The sequence below is a fragment of the Brevinematia bacterium genome, assembly GCA_039630355.1.
Taxonomy (GTDB): Bacteria; Spirochaetota; Brevinematia; order DTOW01; family DTOW01; genus SKYB106.
The window spans coordinates 1-6325 of sequence record JBCNVF010000085.1 but is presented as its reverse complement, the minus strand read 5'-3'; the positions used below and the strand labels follow the sequence as shown (position 1 = coordinate 6325).

Sequence of the window (6325 nt, the reverse complement as noted above, 5' to 3'; positions counted from 1 at the left end):
AAGGCCTGTGTTTATGCTTTGTTCGCGTATTTTCCTGTCATCAAAAAAGAGTATTATACCGATTGGTGAATTCTTCTCTTCGTCAATGTAAACGCACACATTTTCATATCCGAATAGATTATTACCCACTAAGAATAATTTCTCCAAAGTGTTGAAATATCTGTTACCGAACAGTTCACTAAATAACTCTTGAGAACTGATTCTTATTAGCTCAACAACATCTTTAGAGATAGACAAAAGAACATCTCTTTGTAGGTTACTGCACTGAACGATTCTCCCATTCATATTTGAATTGTATGCATTGACAGTAGATGATTACAATTTAGTTGTTTTAAAGCGAAGTTCTTGAATTTGAAGCTATGATCGTTAATAATCAGTAACGGACTGGAACGACGGGGTTCCATATGAAATTCTTTATCAAGAGATATGATTTTAGTCCTTTAAAGAGGATCTTTGTTGCTGGTTTGTCGGCGGTTGCTTTGATGCTAGTTTTGCTGGGGGTATATATTTCCATTTTGGTTAATGCTGTTGAGAACTTTGAGACGGAGGCAGTAATTGCGTTACTGATGAATACTTCAAAACTTGTTTATGAAAAGTTTGGGGTTGGGGCAGAGGAGAAGGAGACGGGTAAATCCTGGCTTTCATTTCTTGAGGAAGAGCCAGAGAGCAGTGGATTTGAGTTGTTTGGTGAGAAGGTTAAGAAAGTAGAACCTAAGAAGAAGAAAGTAGATGCCTTAGGTAAACAGCAGGCGGAGAACAAACTGAAGGATTTCTCGGTAGTTTTGAGTGAGATTGTTGCTGAGTATGGTAATCCTAAGGATGAAGCTGAACTTTTTAGCAAGAATCTCTGGGGGGTGGAAGTTATACTTGGTGAAAAGCTTGTGGCTTCTTCAGATTTAGAAGCTCTGAATTCACAAACTACTATGATAAACAACATCTTTAGGGTCAAGAAAGATTCTACGGAAAACAACTTTGTAGTCGAGGAGAGAAAGAGAGGATTCTTTGTAGGATATGACAGGGTGGTGAAGGCTTTTACATTTAAAGACAGTGACTTGACAGTTGGTGTTGCTTATATAGAAAAGCCTCCTATATTTCCGATACCAACCTTTGTTATGCTTTTGGTAATTTCCGTCATTCTTTCTACGGTGTTTTTACTGTTGAGGTTTTTCCCAGAGAAACTTAGAGTATACATTGGTATAGGAATTATCCTGTTAGTGGGTGTTTTAGTAATAAACTTCTGCATTCCGCTTATTGATGCTTTGGTTAAGGAGAAGGCAGAGAAGATTGCAAAAATTTCTGAAGTTCTGTTTACGAAACTTGGCGAAAAGGGGATAGCTACTGAAAAAGAGGGATTTCTTGATGCAAGCTCGCAGAATGTTGGAGACATAAGGTCACTAAGATTTATTGAGAGTGATGGTAAGATTTCTACTGATGAATCTTCTCTGGGATACTACCTGGGTATCTTCAAAAATACTTTTACTGTCTTCTTTGTTACCATTATCTTGTGTAGTATAGGAGTTTTCTACTATTTTGCTAGAGGGGGACTTGAGAAGTGGTTGAATGCTTTCTACAACTATAGTGTGGTTTATGCCTTCATAATAACTGCACTGCTTTTGGTAGTCGTTCTAATAGGTATTCCTTTCTTTTTCACGATAATAATGAGTTTTACATCTCTTTCTAGGTATTTATCGGACTTAAATCTTGCAAGGCAGTTTGTGGGTTTTTTGAATTACCAAGATATTCTTAACTTCAATCATATTCTTTCTAGAGTGGGTTTTGAATGGGCTAGGGAGATTGTTGAGAGATCTCCGTTCTTTGTAATAAACTTTGGTAGTTTTTACGACGTTTTGGTGAATACTTTTTTATACACATTTTTCTCAGTGGCCTTGCAACTAGTGTTTGGAGTAACATTTGCTGTAATACTTAATGATAGTAAAATAAAGCTTAGAGGGGTGTATCAAGTATTGCTTATTTTGCCGTGGGTTATACCAACGTACATAAGTGCATTGCTTTGGAGAGAGGCATTAGGACAATATGGAGTGTTTAAACAGCTTTTTGATGCGATAGGACTTGAGGGATTTGATATTCATGCAAACAGTTCGGTTTATTTTTTATCAATATGCTTTGTTAGTGCTTGGTACGCGTTTCCGTTTATAATGATAGTAACCCTAAGTGGATTACAGGGAATATCAGAGTCTGTAAAAGATGCTGCGTTGATAGATGGTGCAAACTGGTTTACTAGACTTTTTTCAATCTATCTGCCTCTTATAAGGCCTACATTGCTTCCTTCTGTGCTTCTATCCTCAATATGGACGTTCAACAACTTTAATATTGTGTTTCTCTACACTCGTGGTAATGATGCTTATGACATATTGATAACGAGGATATATGACTTTGTATCAAGACCTGACCTTAGGGTGTTTACGTATGGATATGCTGCTGCCTACTCAGTATTAGTCTTTGCGATACTGCTTATTTACATATTATCATTTGCTAAAATAACAAAGCTTACAGAAAGAACCTACTAGCTTGGGAGGAGAGTTTATGAGAAGGATTAATTACATTTTGGTTCAAGCTTTGTTGGTAACCTCAATTATTGTACTGCTTTTGCCAGTATTTTGGGTAATTCTTGTTTCTTTTTACTCTAGAGATGTGATAAGGTTGATATTTTCTGAGATATTGAAGGGTAACTTTCACTTTGATAGTCTGACTTTATCAAACTATGCTTACATTTTGGGTGATCCGAATTTCTTAAGGTGGTTGCTTAACAGTTTTATTGTTGCTAGTGGGGTTGCTTTCGTAAGCACTTTCATTGGCTTTATGGCGGGCTATGGAATATCAAGGTATGAATTTCCAGGCAAAAGGTCTTTTCTCTTATCTCTTCTGATAACTCAGCTTTTCCCGATAGCGATGATGATAGTGCCATTTCTAGTAATTGCGTCAATTCTAGGGCTTATAGGAACGTTACACGGACTTTCATTTGCGTATCTGGCAACAACTCTACCTTTCTCAATATGGATACTTAAGGGATTTTTTGATACTGTTCCTCATGACATGGAAGAAGCTGCTGAAGTTGATGGCGCGAATTTGCTTCAGCTTATAGCTTATGTTCTTATACCTATCGCTAGGCCTGCTTTAGCAACATCGTTCATATTTTCGTTTGTAACTTGTTGGAACGAGTATGCTATCTCCTTTGTATTTCTCTCAGATGTGACTTTATATACTCTACCGCCAGGTATAAAATCAATGCTTGATAACAATGATCTCTCGGGATTCTCTGCAGCAGTTGTGTTAGTGTCCATACCTGTGGTAATTCTGTTTATGTATATAAGGAAAGAGTTAGTAGAGAGTGTGACTTTAGGAGCGGTGAAGGAGTAGCTCTTGATCTTTAAGCCCTTTACCCCAGAAAATTTCTAGTTTTCGCTGAAGCTACTATTAGGTCAGTTATTTTGGTATCTAGTTTATATTCTTTGACCCTTCTTACAAGTTCTCTTGAGAATTCAAGGTGTTCCTTGTTCTGAGTAAAATCAAATCTTTTTACTGTTTCTCTTATTTCGCTTCTTATGGAAGCTGGCAGAAGGTCTAAAACTTCGTCATTCCACATAGATAGAACTTCTGACATTTTCTCTCTAAATCTTGGGAAAACTGATTCTACGTATTTTATGTCCTCTCTAGTTAGCTCGTATAGTCCAAGAATGTCTGGTGGCAAACCTAGAGAATACAAGACAGCGCAGAATGATATCACTCTTGGAAGAGGTAGCCCTTCATCTGTTTGCCTAGAGTATCCAAAAAGTCCTACGTGGATTTTTCTAGCTCTTCTTCTCGGAACGAATATTGCTAAGTTGTTAACTAAGTTTGCTATTTCGTTTAGCTCACTTTTATACCTTCTAGAAACTTTTTTCATTATTGCTAATAGTCTATCTTTGCTACTTACATGATCAGGAGGCTTGATAGGTGTTAGTCTTATGTTCTCTATTGCTCTTTGAACTTCTTTTATAGGGAAATCATACTTGAATGCAGATTGCACTGTAAAGGTTGCTACGCTTGGGTAATTGTTTAGGACAAGTCTGTAAGTTCTTGGTGAAAAGTTACCCCTGAACGGAGCGGTTCCACATCCGAGGATTGGATATATTGGAATTTTTATGCTCTGCTGGAGCTCGTAAAGTTTTTCTAGTGCTAGTTTTATGGCTATTATGACACTTAACGATGAGTCATTCATTGCTGGATCTGATCTTGCTAGAAAGACTCTCTGATATTCTGTCTCTTCCATCTTGTCTTCTAGGAACTTTTTTAAAGTTTGGTCGCAAAAAACTATTTCTTCTATTTCCTCAAAGAGAGGTATAACATTTATCTTTTTTGGATTAAACTCTCCTATCCAATCTTTAAGCTTAAGATGTGGGTTGGTGTTGCAAAAAAGTTTTTCTTCTTTTCCAATAACTATGTTTTTGTAGTAGTAGTAAACTCTGTTTATTGTTTCTAGATCAGCCATCGGAACTATCACTTCAAATATTGGTATAATATTGGGGTCCTTGTAGAAGACTTGGGCAGTGTCGTAGGATCTCGGAATACTCTCAAGGGTTTCTATTAGTAGTTTTGCTTCTGCTTTCTCGTAGTTAGGGTTTGGGACCCTTAGGGTTATAAACACATCGTTGCCAAGCACATTTTTTTTGAAAAACTCGGGATAATCTGTAACAAGTTTTCTTATGACAAACTCGTCGGTTTCCTTGCCTTCAACATCCCACATTACCTCATCGGTTCCTAAGTAGGAGAAAGCATAATATGCTTCCTTTATTTCGTCCTCTCCTTGTAGGATTGGACTGTTTGAGAAGAAGGGAACATTTGCATTATCGGGATGTTGGGTGGACATTGTTCTTGGTATTTTCCTGCTCATTTTTTATATTTCCTCAACAGTTACTTTGAGTTTTGCATGTATATTCATACCAAGTTTCACAGTTACCACATGTTCACCAAGTGTCTTTAGTGGATTTTCCATTTCAACAGTTTTCTTGTCAAGTTCTATATTGTGTTGCTCCTTGAGAGCTTTTACTATGTCTTCGGAGGTTATGGAGCCGAAGAGTCTTCCGCCTTCGCCAGCTTTTGCTTTTACTTTTACCATGATGCTTTCTATGGTGTCTTTCATTTCTTTAGCATTTTCAAATTTTCTTTCGTTTTTCTTCTCAAGAGTTTTTATTTGGGACTTAACAAATTTTACATTTCCGTCTGTTGCTTCAAGGGCTAGTTTATTTTTTATGAGGAAGTTTCTTGCATATCCGTCTGCAACTTCCTTTATCTCTCCAACTCTGCCTAATCCCTTTACATCCTTTAGTAGTATTACTTTCATATGAACCTCTCTTGTGAACAAAAATTTTAGAAGTCTTAAGCAGGTTTTTTCAATTTAGGGCCTTTTGTGATTTGCAAGTGTGTAGTGTTTTTTTCTAAAATAATTGTGGTTTTTGGTGGAGTTTTGGTATGCCGACGATAAATCAGCTTGTGAGGAAGGGGAGGGAGAGGGTTAGGAAGAGGAGTAAAGCGCCTGCATTGAGGGGCTGTCCGCAAAAAAGGGGTGTTTGCGTGAGGGTTACGACGATGACGCCGAAGAAGCCGAACTCTGCATTAAGGAAGATTGCGAAGGTTATGCTTTCTAACAAGGTGGAGGTTATTGCGTACATTCCCGGTATTGGGCATAATCTTCAGGAGCACTCTATTGTGTTAGTGAGGGGGGGTAGGGTGAAGGATTTACCTGGTGTGAAGTATCACATAATAAGGGGTGCGTTGGATACTCTTGGGGTAGAAGGGAGGAGGAGTAGCAGGTCCAAGTATGGTGCGAAGAGGCCGAAGTCGTAGGAGGTGGGTATGAGGAAGAAGAAGGCGTATAGGAGACATGAGGTTTTACCGGATTACAGATATGGTAGTGTTGTTGTGAGTAAGCTTATAAACATTCTGATGAGGGATGGGAAGAAGTTGAAAGCGCAGAAGATAGCCTATAAGGCACTTGATATAGTGGGTGAGAGGTTGAAGAAGGACCCGATAGAGGTTTTGAGCAAGGCGGTAGAGAACCTTAAGCCACAGCTTGAGGTTAGGTCTAGGAGGGTAGGAGGAGCGACGTATCAAGTGCCTGTTGAGGTTGGGGAGGGGAGGGCATTTTCCTTGGCCTTGAGATGGCTTGTTGGAGCATGTAGGGAGCAGCAGGGAAGGCCGATGTTTCAGAAGTTAGCGGATGAGATAGTGAATGCGTATAATGAGACGGGGAATGCGATAAAGAAGAAGTTGGAGATGCACAAGATGGCTGAGGCTAATAAGGCCTTCGCACACTATAGATGGTAGC

Annotated in this window: 7 protein-coding genes; 4 read left to right on the top strand and 3 right to left on the bottom strand. The window is 38.6% G+C overall.

The window, feature by feature from the left end; all coding sequences use genetic code 11:
- On the bottom strand, window positions 1-285 hold a 285-nt coding region (locus tag ABDH28_05745), incomplete at its 3' end, for a hypothetical protein (GenBank protein ID MEN2998521.1).
- A 119-nt stretch (window positions 286-404) separates the two neighbouring features.
- Here ABDH28_05745 and ABDH28_05740 point away from each other — a divergent pair.
- Together ABDH28_05740 and ABDH28_05735 are read left to right on the top strand one after the other, a co-directional pair.
- Window positions 405-2528, top strand: coding sequence for a sugar ABC transporter permease (locus ABDH28_05740; protein ID MEN2998520.1), 2124 nt, complete (start codon window positions 405-407; stop codon window positions 2526-2528).
- Between the two features lie 16 nt (window positions 2529-2544).
- Complete coding sequence (locus tag ABDH28_05735; protein MEN2998519.1) at window positions 2545-3378, top strand: carbohydrate ABC transporter permease; 834 nt, start codon at window positions 2545-2547, stop codon at window positions 3376-3378.
- A 19-nt stretch (window positions 3379-3397) separates the two neighbouring features.
- Here the strand turns inward: ABDH28_05735 and ppcA are convergent, their stop codons facing one another.
- Both ppcA and rplI read right to left on the bottom strand, forming a co-directional pair.
- A complete protein-coding gene (ppcA, locus tag ABDH28_05730; protein ID MEN2998518.1) occupies window positions 3398-4891 on the bottom strand; it encodes a phosphoenolpyruvate carboxylase in 1494 nt (497 codons plus the stop codon).
- A gap of 3 nt (window positions 4892-4894) precedes the next feature.
- Window positions 4895-5341: a 50S ribosomal protein L9 gene (gene rplI / locus ABDH28_05725; GenBank protein MEN2998517.1), complete on the bottom strand. Its 447-nt coding sequence runs from the start codon at window positions 5339-5341 to the stop codon at window positions 4895-4897.
- Window positions 5342-5469: 128 nt separating this feature from the next.
- Between rplI and rpsL the strand changes: the two genes are divergently transcribed.
- A complete protein-coding gene (gene rpsL / locus ABDH28_05720; protein MEN2998516.1) occupies window positions 5470-5844 on the top strand; it encodes a 30S ribosomal protein S12 in 375 nt (124 codons plus the stop codon).
- Between the two features lie 9 nt (window positions 5845-5853).
- Entirely contained in the window at window positions 5854-6324 is a 471-nt protein-coding gene (gene rpsG / locus ABDH28_05715) for a 30S ribosomal protein S7 (GenBank protein MEN2998515.1), read from the top strand.
- Window position 6325: the final 1 nt, after the last annotated feature.

Excerpts from the sequence above, each read along its gene's own strand:
- rplI (MEN2998517.1), bottom strand. The coding sequence starts at position 5,341 with ATGAAAGTAATACTACTAAAGGATGTAAAGGGATTAGGCAGAGTTGGA.
- ABDH28_05735 (MEN2998519.1), top strand. The coding sequence starts at position 2,545 with ATGAGAAGGATTAATTACATTTTGGTTCAAGCTTTGTTGGTAACCTCA.
- ppcA (MEN2998518.1), bottom strand. The coding sequence starts at position 4,891 with ATGAGCAGGAAAATACCAAGAACAATGTCCACCCAACATCCCGATAAT.
- rpsG (MEN2998515.1), top strand. The coding sequence starts at position 5,854 with ATGAGGAAGAAGAAGGCGTATAGGAGACATGAGGTTTTACCGGATTAC.
- rpsL (MEN2998516.1), top strand. The coding sequence starts at position 5,470 with ATGCCGACGATAAATCAGCTTGTGAGGAAGGGGAGGGAGAGGGTTAGG.
- ABDH28_05740 (MEN2998520.1), top strand. The coding sequence starts at position 405 with ATGAAATTCTTTATCAAGAGATATGATTTTAGTCCTTTAAAGAGGATC.